At 50.5% G+C, this 17,274-nt stretch carries 15 protein-coding genes; 6 read left to right on the plus strand and 9 right to left on the minus strand.

The window, feature by feature from the left end:
* Nucleotides 1-93: 93 nt before the first annotated feature.
* Nucleotides 94-306: a transcription antiterminator/RNA stability regulator CspE gene (gene cspE / locus EDI29_RS02325; protein WP_005967874.1), complete on the plus strand. Its 213-nt coding sequence runs from the start codon at nt 94-96 to the stop codon at nt 304-306.
* Nucleotides 307-815: 509 nt separating this feature from the next.
* Here cspE and EDI29_RS02330 read toward each other — a convergent pair.
* Both EDI29_RS02330 and EDI29_RS02335 read right to left on the minus strand, forming a co-directional pair.
* On the minus strand, nt 816-1,361 hold the full coding sequence (locus tag EDI29_RS02330) for a GNAT family N-acetyltransferase (protein WP_137739558.1): 546 nt from the start codon (nt 1,359-1,361) through the stop codon (nt 816-818).
* 268 nt (nt 1,362-1,629) lie between these two features.
* Nucleotides 1,630-1,857 carry a YdgH/BhsA/McbA-like domain containing protein gene (locus EDI29_RS02335; protein WP_137739559.1) on the minus strand — a complete coding sequence of 76 codons (228 nt, stop codon included), beginning with the start codon at nt 1,855-1,857 and terminating at the stop codon, nt 1,630-1,632.
* A 204-nt stretch (nt 1,858-2,061) separates the two neighbouring features.
* On the opposite strand from EDI29_RS02335, the gene EDI29_RS02340 reads away from it, so the two are divergent.
* Nucleotides 2,062-3,129 (plus strand): malate/lactate/ureidoglycolate dehydrogenase, encoded by a 1,068-nt coding sequence (locus EDI29_RS02340; RefSeq protein ID WP_137739560.1) that lies wholly within the window; start codon nt 2,062-2,064, stop codon nt 3,127-3,129.
* A gap of 39 nt (nt 3,130-3,168) precedes the next feature.
* Entirely contained in the window at nt 3,169-3,864 is a 696-nt protein-coding gene (locus tag EDI29_RS02345; RefSeq protein WP_137739561.1) for an extensin-like domain-containing protein, read from the plus strand.
* A 69-nt stretch (nt 3,865-3,933) separates the two neighbouring features.
* Here EDI29_RS02345 and EDI29_RS02350 read toward each other — a convergent pair whose 3' ends face one another.
* The 5 genes from EDI29_RS02350 to yebS form a co-directional block, all read right to left on the minus strand.
* Nucleotides 3,934-5,598 carry a tetratricopeptide repeat protein gene (locus EDI29_RS02350; protein WP_167494468.1) on the minus strand — a complete coding sequence of 555 codons (1,665 nt, stop codon included), beginning with the start codon at nt 5,596-5,598 and terminating at the stop codon, nt 3,934-3,936.
* Between the two features lie 389 nt (nt 5,599-5,987).
* Nucleotides 5,988-6,179 carry a YdfD/YebW family protein gene (locus EDI29_RS02355; protein WP_137739563.1) on the minus strand — a complete coding sequence of 64 codons (192 nt, stop codon included), beginning with the start codon at nt 6,177-6,179 and terminating at the stop codon, nt 5,988-5,990.
* A 125-nt stretch (nt 6,180-6,304) separates the two neighbouring features.
* The gene (rsmF, locus tag EDI29_RS02360) at nt 6,305-7,759 is read right to left on the minus strand and encodes a 16S rRNA (cytosine(1407)-C(5))-methyltransferase RsmF (protein ID WP_137739564.1); all 1,455 of its coding nucleotides are present in this window, start codon (nt 7,757-7,759) and stop codon (nt 6,305-6,307) included.
* A gap of 125 nt (nt 7,760-7,884) precedes the next feature.
* Nucleotides 7,885-10,527 carry a PqiB family protein gene (locus EDI29_RS02365; protein ID WP_137739565.1) on the minus strand — a complete coding sequence of 881 codons (2,643 nt, stop codon included), beginning with the start codon at nt 10,525-10,527 and terminating at the stop codon, nt 7,885-7,887.
* Between the two features lie 2 nt (nt 10,528-10,529).
* A complete protein-coding gene (gene yebS, locus EDI29_RS02370; RefSeq protein ID WP_137739566.1) occupies nt 10,530-11,810 on the minus strand; it encodes a membrane integrity lipid transport subunit YebS in 1,281 nt (426 codons plus the stop codon).
* A 279-nt stretch (nt 11,811-12,089) separates the two neighbouring features.
* On the opposite strand from yebS, the gene EDI29_RS02375 reads away from it, so the two are divergent.
* The 3 genes from EDI29_RS02375 (at nt 12,090) to prc (ending at nt 15,489) form a co-directional block, all read left to right on the plus strand.
* Nucleotides 12,090-12,596: a GAF domain-containing protein gene (locus EDI29_RS02375; RefSeq protein ID WP_137739567.1), complete on the plus strand. Its 507-nt coding sequence runs from the start codon at nt 12,090-12,092 to the stop codon at nt 12,594-12,596.
* 84 nt (nt 12,597-12,680) lie between these two features.
* Nucleotides 12,681-13,454, plus strand: a complete 774-nt coding sequence (proQ, locus tag EDI29_RS02380; RefSeq protein WP_137739568.1) for an RNA chaperone ProQ — start codon at nt 12,681-12,683, stop codon at nt 13,452-13,454.
* A 19-nt stretch (nt 13,455-13,473) separates the two neighbouring features.
* Entirely contained in the window at nt 13,474-15,489 is a 2,016-nt protein-coding gene (gene prc, locus EDI29_RS02385; RefSeq protein WP_137739569.1) for a carboxy terminal-processing peptidase, read from the plus strand.
* Between the two features lie 117 nt (nt 15,490-15,606).
* On the opposite strand, the gene EDI29_RS02390 is transcribed toward prc, so the two are convergent.
* Both EDI29_RS02390 and EDI29_RS02395 read right to left on the minus strand, forming a co-directional pair.
* Complete coding sequence (locus EDI29_RS02390) at nt 15,607-16,470, minus strand: helix-turn-helix transcriptional regulator (protein WP_137739570.1); 864 nt, start codon at nt 16,468-16,470, stop codon at nt 15,607-15,609.
* 44 nt (nt 16,471-16,514) lie between these two features.
* Nucleotides 16,515-17,147 carry a YbhB/YbcL family Raf kinase inhibitor-like protein gene (locus EDI29_RS02395; protein WP_137739571.1) on the minus strand — a complete coding sequence of 211 codons (633 nt, stop codon included), beginning with the start codon at nt 17,145-17,147 and terminating at the stop codon, nt 16,515-16,517.
* Nucleotides 17,148-17,274: the final 127 nt, after the last annotated feature.

Consider the following 17,274-nt stretch of genomic DNA (forward strand, 5'->3'; position numbering starts at 1 on the left):
TCCCTTCTTTTGAGCCTCCTTATTGTTGCTAATTAAATTCTGTGCACAGGCCCTATTTGCCGGAAGGCGCTATAAAAAATTAAGGTAATTTCTATGTCTAACAAAATGACTGGTTTAGTAAAGTGGTTTGACGCTGGTAAAGGTTTTGGTTTCATTACTCCTGACAACGGTAGCAAAGATGTATTCGTACATTTCTCTGCTATTCAGAGCAACGATTTCAAAACGCTGGACGAAGGCCAAAAGGTTGAGTTCACCATTGAAAATGGTCAGAAAGGCCCATCAGCTGGCAACGTTGTTGCACTGTAATCAAGTTGCGCTGTAATACGCCAAATTGAATTAATGTTTCTCTTGCGATAGCGATGATGGTTTAAGCCGGAGCAGCCAAGAAAAGCACCAAAAAACCCTAGCGTAAAGCTGGGGTTTTTTGTTTATACCCGTCATACTTCAAGTTGCATGTGCGTCGGCTTCGCTACTCCACCCCCTTGGGGCCGCTGCAAACAGCGTTCAAACCTGCCTCTGGCTAGTTTGTCGGTCACCCGAATCACTGACTTGGGTAAGCTCATCGGGATTATCTCATTCGCCGCGTTACAAGGCTTATCAATAAGCCTTGACCTATCGGGCCAACGCTTTGCGTTGTTTAAACGTTAACGTTTGTCCTGAAACTCGAATTATTTAGGGTATATAGCTCATAATGACTTGCAGACTTTCTGCTACTTCGACCTCATCACTATGATTTAATCCGCTTTAGGATATGTGATATACCCGTAATACTTCAAGCCGCAGGTGCGTTGGCTGCGTTCACTCACCCGAATCACTTACCTGAGTAAGCTCATCGGGACTCCCTCTCTTGCCGCCTTCCTGCAACTCGAATTATTTGGGGTATATAGGCCCATATCGAGTGACATTTCAACACACGGGAGATATCTCTTGGCAGAGCCAGAATAGTATTCTCCGTGTTTATCAATGCTAAATCCATTCGCTTGGTAAAATACGACGGCATTAGGTGTTGAGGACAATGTTAGCGCCGTTATTCCACGCGTTCTTGCTTCACTTTTTATCGCCTCCAGAATTTTTGTGGCAAGTCCTTTATTCTGGTAGTTCGGTAAGGTAAAAATAGCTTCAACACTATTATTTGTTATATCAAGAAAACCCGTTGCGACAGGGAGGGAAAGTATTGCGTCGTCAATGACGAAAAAAGGGTTGTTAATGATGGCATGTCGATAGCCTTCAGGCATAGTATCGGGTGTGAATGCCATGATGGTTTCATTATCATAAACTTCCTGACATCCCGAACGTATTGCCTCATTCCTAATTAGCCATAAACGTTCAGCTTCATCAGCGATAGCATAGCGAACGGACATAACTCCTCTCCCTTTATTATATGAATATCTTTTATTGCATCCGGTAGGCAGAAAAACCAGCTATTTTTCAACGATAAACTGAATTTCTTCTTCTGGAATAACGCTACAGTATTTATTTAATGATTGAAACTAAAAATAAATATCTTGCTGATGGTACTTGACTGTATCAACAAAACCATTATGAGATGAGGTGTATAAAGATTGGCAAGGTTGTTGCTGAGCAAAATACGACGGAGGAGCCCTGAGGCTCCCTGACGTCTGGTGTAAATTATTTATACAGAATCGCGGTGCCGCGTAATTGATTGTTGCCAGTAGCAGAAACGATGCGGTATGACGACGCACCCGCTTTTTGGGCTTTTTGAGCGACCTGAGCTTCGAAAGAATCTAAGGATTTTGCACCGCTAATGGATACGGTCGCGATTTCTTGTGCAGCGAAAGCACCGAAGGACAGGGTAGAGAGTGCGATAACTGCGATAAAATTTTTGATGTTTTTCATGATTCATTCCTTCACGGTTTATTAGGTTAACTAGGCATTTTTACTTGATGTGTTGAATGATAGTCCTCCTCGGTTGAAATGAATATCAGAGAGATTTGTTTTTCTTTTTCAAAAATATTGTTCATTATTCGCTATGCCATTCATTCCTGTTCCGCGGTAGGATGAAATCTGTGAACAATAAATCAGTAGATGAAGGGAAGAGATATGCAGATTTCAGCCAATCGTCTGACGGCGACGATGCAAAGCGTATTGCAGAAAGCAGGATGTGAAGAAAATGAAGCTCGTATTGTCACTGAACACCTTGTGGCCGCTAACCTAAAAGGGCATGACAGCCATGGTGTAGGGATGTTGCCGCACTATGTGGAGTTCATCAGAAAAGGGATTATGCACCCGAATACGCCGGTACGTTTACTGCGTGACAGTGGGGCTGTGCTGCAATTTACGGGCGATCGTGGTTTTGGTCAGCGCACGGGTAAAGAAGCGATGCAGGCGGCTATTGAGCGGGTGAAAACGACGGGAGTGTGTTTAATGACTCTATCGTCGACCTGTCACCTGGGGCGCATCGGCACCTATGGGGAAATGGCGGCAGACGCCGGGCTTGTTTCGATACACTTTGTCAATGTTAACGATCTTGACCCGATCGTGGCTCCCTGGTGTGGCAGTGAAGCACGCTTCGGAACAAACCCGATCTGTATTGCATTCCCGCCAACAGAGCACAATGCGGCTTTTGTTCTGGATTTTGCCACCAGCGTGGTGGCGCTGGGGAAAACCCGCGTTGCGTATCTGGCAGGCAAAACGTTTGATGAAGAGGTGATGCTGGATTGCAATGGTGTTTCCACTAACGATCCGAAAGTCATGTGGGAAGGCGAAAAGCAAGGGGCATTGAAGCCGATTGCGAAACATAAAGGCGGCGGGTTGATTTTAGCGGCTGAAATGCTGGCCGGGCTGCTTTCCGGTGGCGGAACTATTCAGCCGGAGAATACACGTCAGGGAGCGATAGTGAATAACATGACGACGATTGTCATCGATCCCACCAGCATGGTTTCCATGGCGTGGTTGCAAAAAGAATATGATGCGATGCTGGACTACGTCCGGTCTTCAACGGCTCCCGATTCGACGCAGCCTATTTTAATCGCCGGTGAGCCAGAGATGTTGTCTCAGGTCCAACGCCGCGCTGACGGTATTTATCTGTCCGATCAGGAGTGGCAGAAAATCGTCGAAGCGGGGATATCACTGGGGATGAATCCGGCCGAATTCGCATTAATAGCATAATATTGTTCAGGAGAAAAAAATAACCGGGGGATGATACTGATGCGGGGATGGGTGATATTTGCTGCGATGCTGGGGGCGCTCATTGCCCTGGCACCCTGGGTTCAACGCCAGCTCCCACCCGGTTACGATCCCTTTTCTCCGCTGTCTGTCGATGATCCACCTACGTTTATTACTCGACTAAAAATGAAGTCTGTCGCCAGCGACCCTGAGGCCTGTTTGGCGGTGTTGAAGCTGGCTCAGAAAAATGGACGGCTGCGATTTTCCGAAGCCAATGCTATTCGTGGGCAATGCCCGGTAGCCTCGCCTGTTCGGGTGCAAAGTTTTGGCGCGGTCACGCTGAGTTCCAGTTTTCTCGCCAGTTGCCCGCTGGCGCTGAGTAGCACCATGTTTGTGACGCAGGTCGCGGTGCCGCAGGCGCAATCTCTTGGTACATCACTGGCACGTATCGACCATATGGGCAGCTACGCCTGCCGAAATGTGTATCACCGGCCAGAAGGGCGTCTGAGTGAACATGCAACGGCAGAGGCGTGGGATATTGCCGCTTTTCGGCTCTCTGATGGCCGACAGGTTAGCATCCTGAATCAGTGGTCGTCCACGGACGATCGCGGCAGCTATTTACGCACCATATTCAGGGAAAGCTGTCGTTTTTTCGGCAACGCTCTGGGGCCGGAATATAACGCCGTGCACGCAAATCACTTTCACTTTGGTATGCGCGGTTTTGGTGTATGTCGATGAGAAGGTGACGTTGAAAATGAGGTGAGGGCGGTAGCATCACCGCCCTGATCGATATTTTGCGATAACCTATTAGGGAATAACGGGGTCAGGTATTGAGAATTTTTCTCTAAACTCGGTGAGTTTATTATGTGACTTCAGTAATTCTTCGGGCTGCATTTTTAGTGTGAGTGTCATGACCTTTTGGTATGCCTCACTTTTCCCGTTTGCCAGCGCAATCGAAAACCAGGTATGGGCTAACGTATTATCTTGAGGAACTCCTTCTCCCTCATAATACATAAGGCCAAGATTATATTGCGCATTCGGTAAGTTTTGTTCCGCAGCTTTGGTATACCAGGCTATGGCTTGAGTATTATCCTTCTTAACACCTTGTCCATTGTAATAAACTACACCGAGATTGAATTGTGCCCACGCATAACCCTGTTCGGCGGATTTGGTGTACCAGATTACGGCCTGGACGGGATCTTTCTTGACCCCTTTTCCCTTATCATAAGCGACCCCCAGATTGTATTGCGCATGGAATTGTCCTTGTTCAGAGGCCTTGCGATACCACGCGATGGCTTGAGCATAATTTTGCTGAACGCCTTTCCCTGTTTCATACAAATAGCCAAGATTGGTTTGTGCATCGGCGTCTTCTTGTGCTGCCGCTTTGGTATACCAGGCTAGGGCTTGAGAATAATCTTGTGGAACGCCTTTCCCGTTTTCATATAAATAGCCCAGATTAGTCTGAGCTCGGGCATAATTTTGTTCGACGGCCTTGATGTACCAGACTCTTGCTTGAGTATAATCCTGTGGAACACCGTTTCCGTTGTAATACAGATCGCCCAGATTATTTTGAGCACGGGCATGATTTTGCTCGGCAGCCTTGGTGTACCAGACTCTTGCTTGAGAATAATCTTGCGGAACGCCTTTTCCATTTTGATATAAATAGCCAAGATTGGTTTGTGCATCGGCGTCTTCTTGTTCTGCTGCTTTGGTATACCAGGCTAGGGCTTGAGCATAATCTTGTTGAACGCCTTTTCCTTTCTCATAGAGACGCCCCAGATTATTTTGTGCCGTGGCATTCTCTTGCTCGGCAGCCTTGGTGTACCAGACCGCAGCTTGAGTGTAATCTTGTGGAACGCCTTTCCCGTTTTCATATAAATAGCCCAGATTAGCTTGAGCACGGGCATAATTTTGCTCGGCGGCCTTGATATACCAAACTTTTGCTTGCGCGTAATCTTGCGGCACACTGTTTCCGTCGTAGTACAGATCGCCCAAATTTGTTTGCGCGCGGGAATGGTTTTGTTCGGCGGCCTTGGTGTACCAGACTCTTGCTTGGGCATAATCTTGTGGAACACCTTTTCCAGTTTCATACAAGTAAGCCAAATTGGTTTGTGCCCAGGCATCGCCCCGTTCGGCCGCTTTGGTGTACCAGATGACGGCTTGTGCATAATCCTGCTGAACGCTTTTTCCCTTATCAAACATATAGCCAAGGCTGTATTGGGCATCAGGATTACCTTGTTCAGCCGCTTTTTGATACCAACTGATTGCCTGCTGATAATCCTGTTTTACATCCTCGCCATCATAATACCTGTCACCCAGAGCGTTCTGTGCTTCAGCATCGTTCTGATTGGCTAATGTCTGCACTTCAGTGAAAGTTTTGTTGTCGAATTTACTGGAAAAAGCGGGGGTGGTGTATAAGGCGCATCCCAGTGTCGCCCATAATAGTAATGATGGTGTTGATAATGAGGTCATGTGTAATCCGTCACGTGATATACCCGTCATACTTCAAGCTGCTTGTGCGTTGGCTGCCCTTACTCACCCCAGTCACTTACCTGAGTAAGCTCCTGGGGACTCGCGCGGTTGCCGCGTTACAAGGCCAGGCGGCCTTGTCCTAAAGGACCAGCGCAGAGCGTTGTTCAAAACGCTCACGTTTTGTCATGCAACTCGAATTATTTAGGGCATAATTATTAAATAGAAGCCCTGATGAACAAACCATGCGGCATGGTTTCGCTAGCAGAAGACCAAACCACTGAGAATAGTGAACCTAAACTCTAATATAATCAATCAACTAATATATTAGTTGGGCAATAATAGGAATAGATAATCAGATGAAGGATTGGTAGCGCGTGCCGATGAGAGAATTAGAAATCAGCGTACTCTTGGGCAGGAACCCAGAAGCCATCAATATACGTTTCAATGGGGAAGCAGCCAGCGCGACGCAGACGCTGTTCGTCCATCGCTTGTAGACACTGTGCTTCAGTGTTGTAGGCACCGACGACCAAATCGTCACAGCCATGCCCGAGATAACAAACAAATATCACTAACGCAAACATGTCTCTCTCCAGATATTACTGAGTTTCTCTATCTGTCAGGGTAATTGTAGATGAAAATCAGTAAGGACAGGGAGGCTGAGCGGCTCATCAGGTGGTTTTATCGCCACCTGATGCAGAAAGCGCATTTATTCGTTAGCAGGGGGCCGTGCGGAAGAGGCACCATCCCGAACTAAATCGCGTGGCAGGCTATTTTTTATCCGGCTGCTGATGCGTTTTGCCAGGCCAACGGGCGTATTCTGGTAAGTTAAGATCAGCTCATCCGCAGTAGGAAGCGGGTCTGGGTAACTGTCTTTACCCTGAAACCACTCGCAGGCGATGCGCTCGTTAAGCGCGTAGGCATTGTCCGCACGTGGATCGGCCAGTGCAACAACCGCTTCATGCTGCCAACGAAAGCCTTTGGGGAAGCGTTCGGCGAGCTTAATACCAATGCGTGAGAATTTGATATTGCCAAAAGCGGAGGCAAGTGCCGCAGGGAAAAGCCAAATCTCGCTATCGCGCTGCCACAGTTGGAGCAACGTCTCACCCCAGTGAATACCCTGTTTACGCGCGGCCTCTGTGAGTAACATACGGTCTTTGGGGGGGACGGGAGAGAACGGGAATTTGCCGACTTTATAACTCGGACGTGGCAGCGGTGGCACGCTAGCGGTTTTACGTAAACGGGCAACAAAGAAGCCTTCGCTGTCGTAAATTTGTGGGAAGACATGCAAAAAGCCTTCTTCCGTTGTGGCGCGTTGGGCGTCGGTGAAGAGGTCGTCTAACGGCTCAAACTCGCAGGTATCAGGGAATTGCGCCTGTAACCAATGACAGATCTGCTGATTTTCCTGCCTGTTCAGCGTACAAGTGGAATAAATCATCACCCCGCCGGGCTTCAGAGCATGAAATGCGCTCAGAATCAGATCGCGTTGCGTAGCGGCAATGTCGATAATACTCTCTTGCGACCAGTGGCTCATCGCCGCCGGATCTTTACGCACTACACCTTCTCCTGAACACGGGGCATCCAGCAGTATCGCATCAAAATATTCTGGCAGCGCCGCGCCGAAAACACGCCCATCGAAGTGCGTAATCGCGGTATTGCTGACGCCGCAGCGGCTGATGTTGGCATGCAGCACTTTTACCCGACTGGCTGAATACTCGTTGGCAACGATAGCGCCTTCGTTATTCAGTCGTGCTGCGATCTGCGTCGTCTTGGAGCCCGGCGCCGCGGCCACATCCAAAATAGTTCTCAACGCATTATTACGATGGAACAGGGCGCTGACGGGAAGCATGGAACTGGCTTCCTGAATGTAAAATAGCCCGCTCAAGTGCTCCAATGTATTGCCTAACCGCGTATTTTCCTCTTCTGCATTCAGTAGCCAGAAACCTTCCAGGCACCAGGGAATCGGTTCAAGCTGCCAGCCATAAGGTTGCACGAGCTGTAGAAAGGCATCAACACTGATTTTTAACGTATTAACGCGGATGCTCCGGCGCAGCGGGCGCTGGCAGGCGGCAATGAAATCCTCCATCGAAAGTGATGAAGGCATAATGTCCCGCATTGTGTCGAGAAATTCAGCAGGCAGATTGGCTGGGGTAAATTTTGCCACGACGTGGTTCCGTACCGGTTATTCAGTAAAACGAGGAGAAAGAAGCGGCGGAGTGTAGCACGGATCTTTCATCGATAGCGTGAAAACGACAGGGCGACTATCGCCGCCCTGTTAGGTGCTGAACGTTAATTATCCGGGGGATTGGGGATCGCCGTACCCCATTGCCGCCACTCTTTAGGCTCTTCGTTCCTTAGCAAGAAGTGTTTTCCTTCCTGTGCCTTAGGCGCGAGTGGTGTGCTAGGGGGAGTGGCGAAAGCGATACCGCCGCGAATAAACTGCTGGAAGGTTCCGCTCTTAATGACACCGCCAACCAATCCGAATTCCAGATTGTAGCCAGAAGCTTGCCAGAAGACGGAATTATCGCGTACCAGATGCTGATAGCGTTTGCTGATGCGCAGCGACACTGCGATACGATCCGACAAGGTGCCTAGCGACAGCCCAGTGACTGTACCGACTTCAATGCCGCGGAACAGCACTGGCGTACCGACCTGCAATGCGCCTGCTTCCGGCGCATCAACGCTGATATTCAAGCCGTCCTGATAGCGGGAATCAGAGATAGTCGCCTGCTGAAGCTCAAAATTACGCGTCACGCTGCCATTGCCCGGCTCGACGTTGATATAAGGTTGGAATAGCGTTTCCAGATGATTCACTCCAGCGGCGGAAATTTCTGGCGTGACGACGGAAAAACGCGTCCCGGAACGAGCGAAATTACGCACATATTCGGGGTAGAGCACCGCCTGCACCAAAACTTCGTTGCGCTGTTCGGACAATTTCAGCGAATCTAACTGGCCGATATCGATGCCCAGATAGCGGATCGGCATCCCTGGTGCGAGTTTGCTGGCATCGTAAGTACGCAGAATGATGCGGCTCCCCACGGCGCGCGCCGCCGTTTCGTTGTTGTAGAGGACGCGTTTGCCGCCTTTAATTTCCGGTGCACCTTCCAGATTATCAAAACTGATCGCACCTTTAAGCGCTCGGTTCAGCGGGGAGGCTTGCACAGTCAAACCTGAGGTATTCAACTGCACGCGGGCCCCGCCTTCAGCCCAGAACACACTGTTTTCCGTCAGCAGTTTGCGGTGTTCAGGGCGAATATAAACCTCAACTTCAAAGGTATCCGCCTTCGGCCGCACTCGCATGATTTCACCTACCTGGAACTTACGGTACAGCACGATGGAGCCATCCTGAATATCCGGTAGACTGTCGGTTACCAAGGTGAGGGTCGGCGAGGGGGTGGAACCGCGAATGCCTTCCTCGGCTTTTTCGAGATCGCTGAACAGCGGGTAACGTGCCTGAATCTCGCCCTTGCTGCCGGGTAAAACCTGAATACCGCCGCTGACCCATTCTTGCGCGCTGGCACCCAGCACTTGAATCCCATCCAGCCCCATCTTCACATTCACACGGCTGTTAACGATAAATTTGCTGTCGCGGTGCAATAACTGGCGATAACGTGGCTCGATCACCAGAATGAAGATGACGCCTTGTTCATCCAGTGTGCGTTTCACGACCTGACCAATTTGTACGCCGTGCAGCAGCACGGGTTGACCGCTATCAATGCCATAGCTCTGTGCTGCGGTGAGCTGAATAGAAAGCGCGCCGGGCTGGGCGAGCTGCTGTTGTCCGCTATCCAGCACGTCAAAATGCTGACGTGGTTCGCCTTCACCGGGGAGTAATGTCAGCGTGGGACCGCTTAGCAGACGTGACACATTCAGGTCGCTGAGCGAAAGTTGGGGTTTGCTGAGTTCAATACGCGTACCTTCGCGCATCAACGACACCACGGAAGGATCGATGATCAGCTCCCCGCTGACCTTGCCGTCGTCCGGATTTAAGAGGATTTTGTTCAACGTGCCGACTTCCAACCCTTGGTACATCAGCGGCGTACGGCCTTCGGATAAGCTGTCACCGGAAGGTAAATCCAGCGTGATTTTCACTCCACGCTGACTTTGAGCCAGATCGGGATAGAGACGGTAGGATTGCTCGGCGCCCGCATCCTCACTTTCTTCTGGCGAATCGAAGGCAATTGCACCGTTGACCAGCGCCGCCAGATTCTCCATCTCAATTTTTGCGCCGCTGACGCTGATGTCTGCATTAAAACCGGATACATTCCAGAAACGGCTATTCTTTTTCACCAGGTGGGTGAAACGGCGTTCAACCAGCACGTCAATCATCACACCGCGACGATCCTGAGAAACCGTATAATCGTAAACTTTCCCCACCGGAATTTTACGGTAGTAAACCAGCGAGCCGGTATTCAACGATCCGAGATCGTCAGCGTGAAGATGAATCAGCAATTCTCCGGTGTTAACGCGGTATTTGGGCTGTGTATCCAGCGCAGAAAAGTGTTCCTGCGCCTCACCCGAACCGGGCATCATGCCGATATAGTTACCGCCCACCAGCGCATCTAGCCCTGAAACCCCGGCGAGAGAGGCCTTTGGTGTGACCAACCAGAATTGCGTGCCGCTGCGCAACGCTTCCTTCATATCGCTTTTGATGCTGGCTTCGACCTGTATGGTGCGCAGGTCCTCGCTCAGTTTGATATTTTGCACGGTACCGACTTCGACACCTTGATAGCGCACAGGCGTACGTCCGGCGACAATCCCGTCGGCGGAGACGAAATCAATGGTAACCGTCGCACCGCGCTCCTGCTGATTGGTGTAAATCAGCCAACCAGCAATCATCAGCGCAATCAGCGGCAGCAGCCAAAATGGCGATAGGCGACGCTTGTTTTTCACGGTCGCTTCGGTTGGTGTCCCAGACGTATTATCTTGCATTGTTATTCCACATCAGTGTTGTCCCACATCAGTCGGCTATCCAGCCATTCAACGGCAAGGATAGTGAGAATCACCGCCGCGCCAAAGTAAAAAGCCGCAGGCCCCATGGTGAAAGCGAGGAGTTGATCGCGGTTGACGAGTGACATCGTCAGGGCAATCACAAATAAATCGAGCATGGACCAGCGCCCGATCCAACGGATAACGCGCAGCAGCTTCATGCGCATCATTATATTGCCTTCCGACTGGACATGGATGCTAACCAGCAGACTGAACAGCACTATAACCTTAGTAAACGGCACCAGAATACTGGCGATGAAAACCACCATGGCGATCGGAATATTGCCTGATGCAAGCGAAAGAATACCGGAAAAGATCGTATCCTCCGTGCGTGCACCGTTGACATAAATAATCGATATGGGCAACAGGTTGGCGGGTAACAGTAAAATTATAGAGGCAATCAGCGCCGCCCAGGATTTCTGCAAGCTCTGACGCTGGCGTAAACGAAGCGGAATATGGCAACGGGGGCAGCGTCCTCGGCTGTCAGGCGAACTGGTGAAATGGCAGGAAAGGCAGATTCGGTAGCGATCTGGAGAGATGAGCGGCCTCAGGCGCGGATAAAACCGTTGCCAAAGCTGATCGGTATTTAAGTGGATCAACGTCAACAGGCTTAAGATCATCAGCGCTAGAAAGGCAACGAGCCCGATACCCGCCTGAACATCCGCGAATTCACGGACTTTGATCGCGGCAACGGCCATACCAACCAGATAGATATCCAACATCATCCACTCTTTTAGCCGTTGTAACATCAGCAGAATGGGGCGCAGGTTCATACCGATTCGGGGGGCAAAAAACAGGTATAACAGCGAAAAAACTAACGTTAGCGGTGCGCCAACGGTACAAAAGGCGACCATACTTGCCGTGAGCGGGTGTCCTTGCCGGGTGATTTGCCAAATACCTTCAAACAGGCTGGCATTAATCGTGACGCCCAACAAACGAATGCTGATCAACGGTTCAGTGAAGGCAAAAGGCATGAGTACCAGCATGGCGACGGCCATTGCAGCAAGGCGAGAAATGGTCCAGTCTCTGCCTGAACTGACTTTGGCATCACAGCGTGGACAGTTTGCTGTCTGGTTCCGCTTCAACTGGGGGAGCGTAAAAACAGCATCGCATTCCGGGCAGCGGTGGTAGCGATCTATGGCGGACGCGGCGCTTTTTGCGCCACTGGTTAGCGGTGGACGGGGAGAAGAAAACGGCGCAGGGCGGGTTATATTATGTATTTTCATCTTTCCTGCGATCCGGTAGAAGGTATCGAACCCTGTTATTACTAATGGATAACGTATTCACAGCGACTCAGTGTAACTGAATGATAAATTCATAAAAGGATATGATCTCTGACCGATGTTATTTTGCAGAGGGAAATAGCACGATATGCACGACAACGATAGCGTAAAGCGGATGATTCTTCGCGCGAAGGCGTTCATCTTATGGCATTCTGTAGCCGATGCTAATGCAGCCTGTGTGGGAATTGTCCGCACCGTTTTGAAAAGACAACAATATACTTTATGAATAAACAAGAGTTTTATCAGGATCTCATTCGCGATCTCTCATCGCTTATTGCGGATGAAAACCGTTTTATTACGATTTTGTCAAACAGTAGTGCGCTGCTGTTTGAGCGCTTGGATGGGGTTAACTGGGCAGGATTTTACCTGTTGGATAACGACACGCTTTTCCTGGGGCCGTTTCAGGGTAAGGTTGCCTGTGTACGTATTCCGGTTGGCAAAGGTGTGTGCGGTGCGGCGATAGCTGAAAATCGCATTCAGCGCGTGGATGATGTTCATGCGTTCCCCGGCCATATCGCCTGTGATGCCGCGAGTAATGCTGAAATTGTGCTACCGCTTGTCGTTAATGGGCAACGGATTGGCGTTCTGGATATTGACAGTACCCTTTATCAACGTTTTGACGCGGATGATGAAGAAGGGCTGAAGGCTGTGGTGAGCGTACTTTGTGCTCAACTGGAAGCGAGCGATGTGATGACATTCATCAATTCTCTCTCGTTGAGACAAGGTTAACGTGGCAATTGCCGATGGCGTCATTATAATGACGCCTGTTCATGCCTGCGCCGGTTGGCAAACCCGTTGTAATCAGGAAATTTCATGGAAAATCAACCTAAGTTGAACAGTAGTAAAGAAGTCATCGCCTTTTTGGCAGAGCGGTTCCCGCTTTGTTTCACCACTGAAGGTGAAACACGTCCGTTAAAAATCGGTATTTTTCAAGATCTTGTTGAGCGTGTACCGGAATCCGATAACGTCAGTAAGACGCAATTACGCTCTGCGCTGCGTCTTTATACTTCAAGCTGGCGGTATCTGTACGGTGTAAAATTGGGTGCTCAACGTGTCGATCTGGATGGTAACCCGTGTGGCGAGTTGGAACAGCAGCATGTTGATCATGCTCGCACGCAGTTGGAAGAAGCGAAAGCGCGAGTTCAAGCTCAGCGTGCTGAGCAGCAGGCGAAAAAACGTGAAGCAGCCGGAGAATCGGCAGATGCAGCGCGTACACCTCGTCCCGCTCAGAGACGTGCGCCGCGTCGCGATGCGTCAAACGATGCATCTCGAAACAATGCGCCTCAAAACCACGCGTCTCAAAACCATGCACCGCGTAAACCACGCCAGTCTTCTTCCGGCCAATCTCAGTCCTCTTCTCAGCAATCAGCGAATGCTCAGCCGCGTCAGGCAAAACCTGCCAGCAATGAGCGTCAGCGGGTTGCGGTTACGGATGTTTCCAAACTGCAAATCGGTCAGGAAATCAAAGTCAGAGCCGGCAAAGATGCCATGGATGCCACCGTGCTTGAAATTGCCAAAGGCGAAGTCAGAGTACAATTGGCTTCTGGACTGGCAATGATTGTACGCGCAGAACACTTGCAGTTCTGATACGGAGGCCAACCTGGGCATGAACAACTTAGTCAGAATAACCGCCATTGCAGGCTTACTGCTGGCGGGCTCTAGTTTTGCAAATGAAAACATTACGCGTGTTGAGCAGATCCCTCAGCTACATCAGGAGCCTCAACATGCCACCGTTAGCGACAGGGTGGCCTCACGTTTCCTGCGTTCGCATTATCGCCAGTTTATGCTGGATGCGCAGTTCTCTGAGAAAATTTTTAACCGCTATCTCAACATGCTGGACTACAGCCACAATGTGCTGTTGGCCTCTGATGTGGCGCAGTTTTCCGGGCAAAAAGCCCAATTGGGTGACGCGCTGAAATCCGGTCAACTGGATGTTCCGTACGCGTTGTACAATCTGGCGCAGAAGCGTCGGTTTGAGCGTTTTCAATATGCACTGTCGCTGCTGGATAAACCGGTCGATTTGACGGGCAATGAGACGTTTGAGCTCGATCGTAGCAAAGCGCCGTGGCCACAGAACGCAGGGGAACTTAACCGCCTGTGGGATGCCAAGGTAAAATATGACTGGCTCAGCCTAAAGCTGACGGGTAAAGATGATAAAGACATCAAAGAGACGCTGACCAAGCGTTACCAGTTTGCGATTCGTCGTTTGGCGCAGAGCAACAGTGAAGATGTTTTTCAACTGGTCATGAACGCCTTTGCGCGTGAAATTGACCCGCATACCAGCTACCTGTCACCGCGTAACACCGAGCAATTCAATACCGAAATGAGTCTATCGCTCGAAGGGATTGGCGCCGTGTTGCAGATGGATGATGACTACACCATGATTAATTCCATGGTGCCCGGTGGCCCCGCAGCGAAGAGCAAAAATATTACTGTCGGTGACCGCGTGGTCGGCGTAGGCCAAAACGGTAAGCCGATGGTGGATGTGATCGGCTGGCGTCTGGACGATGTGGTCGCGCTGATCAAAGGGCCGAAAGGCAGTAAGGTGCGTTTGGAGATTCTGCCCGCAGGTAAAGGGACGAAAACTCGCATTGTCACGCTGACGCGTGAACGTATCCGCCTTGAAGATCGCGCAGTTAAAATGTCCGTCAAGACGGTTGGTAAAGATAAAGTCGGCGTGTTGGATATCCCTGGCTTCTATGTCGGTCTGACGGATGACGTAAAAGTTCAGCTCCAGAAACTGGAAAAACAGAACGTCAGCAGCATTGTGATTGACCTGCGGACTAACGGCGGCGGAGCGTTGACGGAAGCGGTAGGGCTTTCTGGTCTGTTTATTCCAAGTGGTCCCGTAGTTCAGGTACGCGACAATAATGGCAAAGTACGCGAAGACAGCGACACTGACGGCATTGTTTATTACAAAGGCCCACTGGTGGTGCTGGTCGATCGTTTCAGTGCCTCTGCTTCCGAGATCTTCGCGGCGGCAATGCAGGATTACGGTCGTGCACTGATTGTGGGTGAACCGACGTTCGGCAAAGGTACTGTACAGCAGTATCGCTCGCTGAATCGGATTTACGATCAGATGCTGCGCCCTGACTGGCCTGCGCTGGGTTCCGTGCAATACACGATTCAGAAATTCTATCGTATTGACGGCGGTAGTACTCAGATGAAAGGCGTGACGCCTGACGTGATGATGCCAACGGGCACCGAAACGGTAGATACTGGCGAGAAGTTCGAAGATAACGCGTTACCGTGGGATAGCATCAAAGCAGCTAACTACATCAAGAGCGGCGATCTGAAGGCGTTGATTAGCAAACTGAATGAGCACCATCAGGAGCGTATCGCCAAAGATCCAGAGTTCCAGTTTGTTGCTCAGGATATTGCTCGCTACAACGCGATGAAGGATAAGCGCAATTTCGTATCGCTCAATCTTGCCCAGCGTGAGAAAGAAAATGACGATGATGAAGCGTTGCGTCTGAACCGGATTAACGATCGACTCGTGCGAGAAGGCAAGAAACCACTCAAATCGCTGGACGATTTGCCGAAAGATTATCAGGCACCCGATCCTTACCTCGATGAAACGGTAAAAATCGCTCACGATTTGGCGCAAGAACAGAAAGAGTAATACGCCAACGTGGTTCTGATTATCTTTTGAGTTGTTCCTTAGCGCCCTGTTGGTTTATCTGACAGGGCGCTTTGTTTTGGATGTTGTCGGTGACGGTGTTGTATCGTTGATGATGGATTAACGAATCTTGGTGGGTGAACAGCCAAAACGGGTTTTAAACCGTTCGGAAAAGCGCGCAGAGGATTTATACCCGCAGGCCTCAGCCAAACGCTGCATGCTCCATGACGTCGTCTGTACCAACATCATCGCGTGCTGCATTCGTGTCTCTAGCAACAACACTTCAAAGCGCGTCTGCTCGGCGGATAACCTCCGGCGCAGTGTGGCTTCGCTCATCGCCAGTCGTCGTCCCGCAGACTGCGCGGTCCAGTGACGCTCCGGCTCTTCGCTGATAAGCGTACGTAGCTGAGTGGTAACGCCGGGCTGTGGCGGTACGCCAAAGCGGTATCCCCGTTCCGACAGCACCAGCAGCATATCCATCAGCCGCAGTTCGAGACGTGATTCATTGAGCGAGTTGCCTGTAATTCCTTCAACCAGATGCTGCAATGTGCTGGTGAGATCGTCATCCAGCGCGAGAGTAGTGAAGGGACGTGGGGGATGTACAGGAACGGATTCATCAGGATAGCGATGATAAAAACGTGTCAGAAGCGTGGGTGAAAACGTCAGAAAGATCGACCGGAAAGCGGAGTCGTGACCACCGGGCGTTTTCGCCAAATCGGCGCTAGCATCAGGCGTAACCAGACAAAGCTGGGACGACGTGTCGATAACCGTCGCTTTATCCTGCTCAAGAATGGTCAGTTGGCCAGAGAGAACCAGCAGGAGCGTGGCCTCATAGAAATGGAAACGCGTTGTCTGCTGCGGTGTACGCAAGTGGGGCTGAGCGAGTGCGCACAGGCCATACCGCTGTAGCGGCTGGCCTGATGGCAATGTCCAGTCCGCCTCACGAAGAGACGGCACCGCAGAGCGTAATGCGGTCACGCTCATAGCAAGCCATTTTTATAATGAGTCATTATCATAACTTATTATTATCACAACAATGCGGGATTTAGCGTATACAGCCCGGTGAGTTTGGCTTCTGCCAATACGGGCGTGTTAGCTAGCGCGGTACGGACACTCGCCCCGTTAATCTCGCCTTCTATTGTTAAAGCCGGCGTCGCGAGGGCGTAAAGTGTGAAAATATAATGATGGACGATCGCATCGTTCCACGGAGGACAAGGGCCATCATAACCATAGTAATTACCTTTCATTTGTTCGTCGGTGGAGAACCAGGCGGTGTAATCATTGATGCCGTGCCGCAGCCCTGCTGGGGCATTCGGGCCTGTTTTCCCACGTGGGGTGATGGTATTGGAATGCGAGGCTGCGGCAATTTCGCTGACGCTGGCGGGAATATCCAGCAATAGCCAGTGGTAGAAATCGACGCGCGGCAGAGAGGCGCTCACCTCACGGCCTTCCTGATTCACATCGTCACCGCGGCTGGGTACATCTGGGTCGTGGCAGATCAATACGAAAGACTGTGTCCCTTCGGGCGCGCCGTGCCAGACAAAGTGGGGATTGTGGTTAGAAGATAGCGCAATGTGGCTGTTTGCATCTGGTACGGCAAAGGCAAACTCGCCTGGGATAGTTTCGCCGTCCTGAAAACTGTGGCTGGAGAGTTGCAGCATGGTGGTGTTCCTTATCGTGATCCTGATGAGTGTTGGATCATTATAGAAGAAGCTGCGCGCAATTATTTTCCTAATACCGTCAGGATAATGCTTTTAGCTGTCAATTTGAGGGTTTGAGGTGCTGTTA

It is taken from the genome of Pectobacterium polonicum, assembly GCF_005497185.1.
GTDB lineage: Bacteria > Pseudomonadota > Gammaproteobacteria > Enterobacterales > Enterobacteriaceae > Pectobacterium > Pectobacterium polonicum.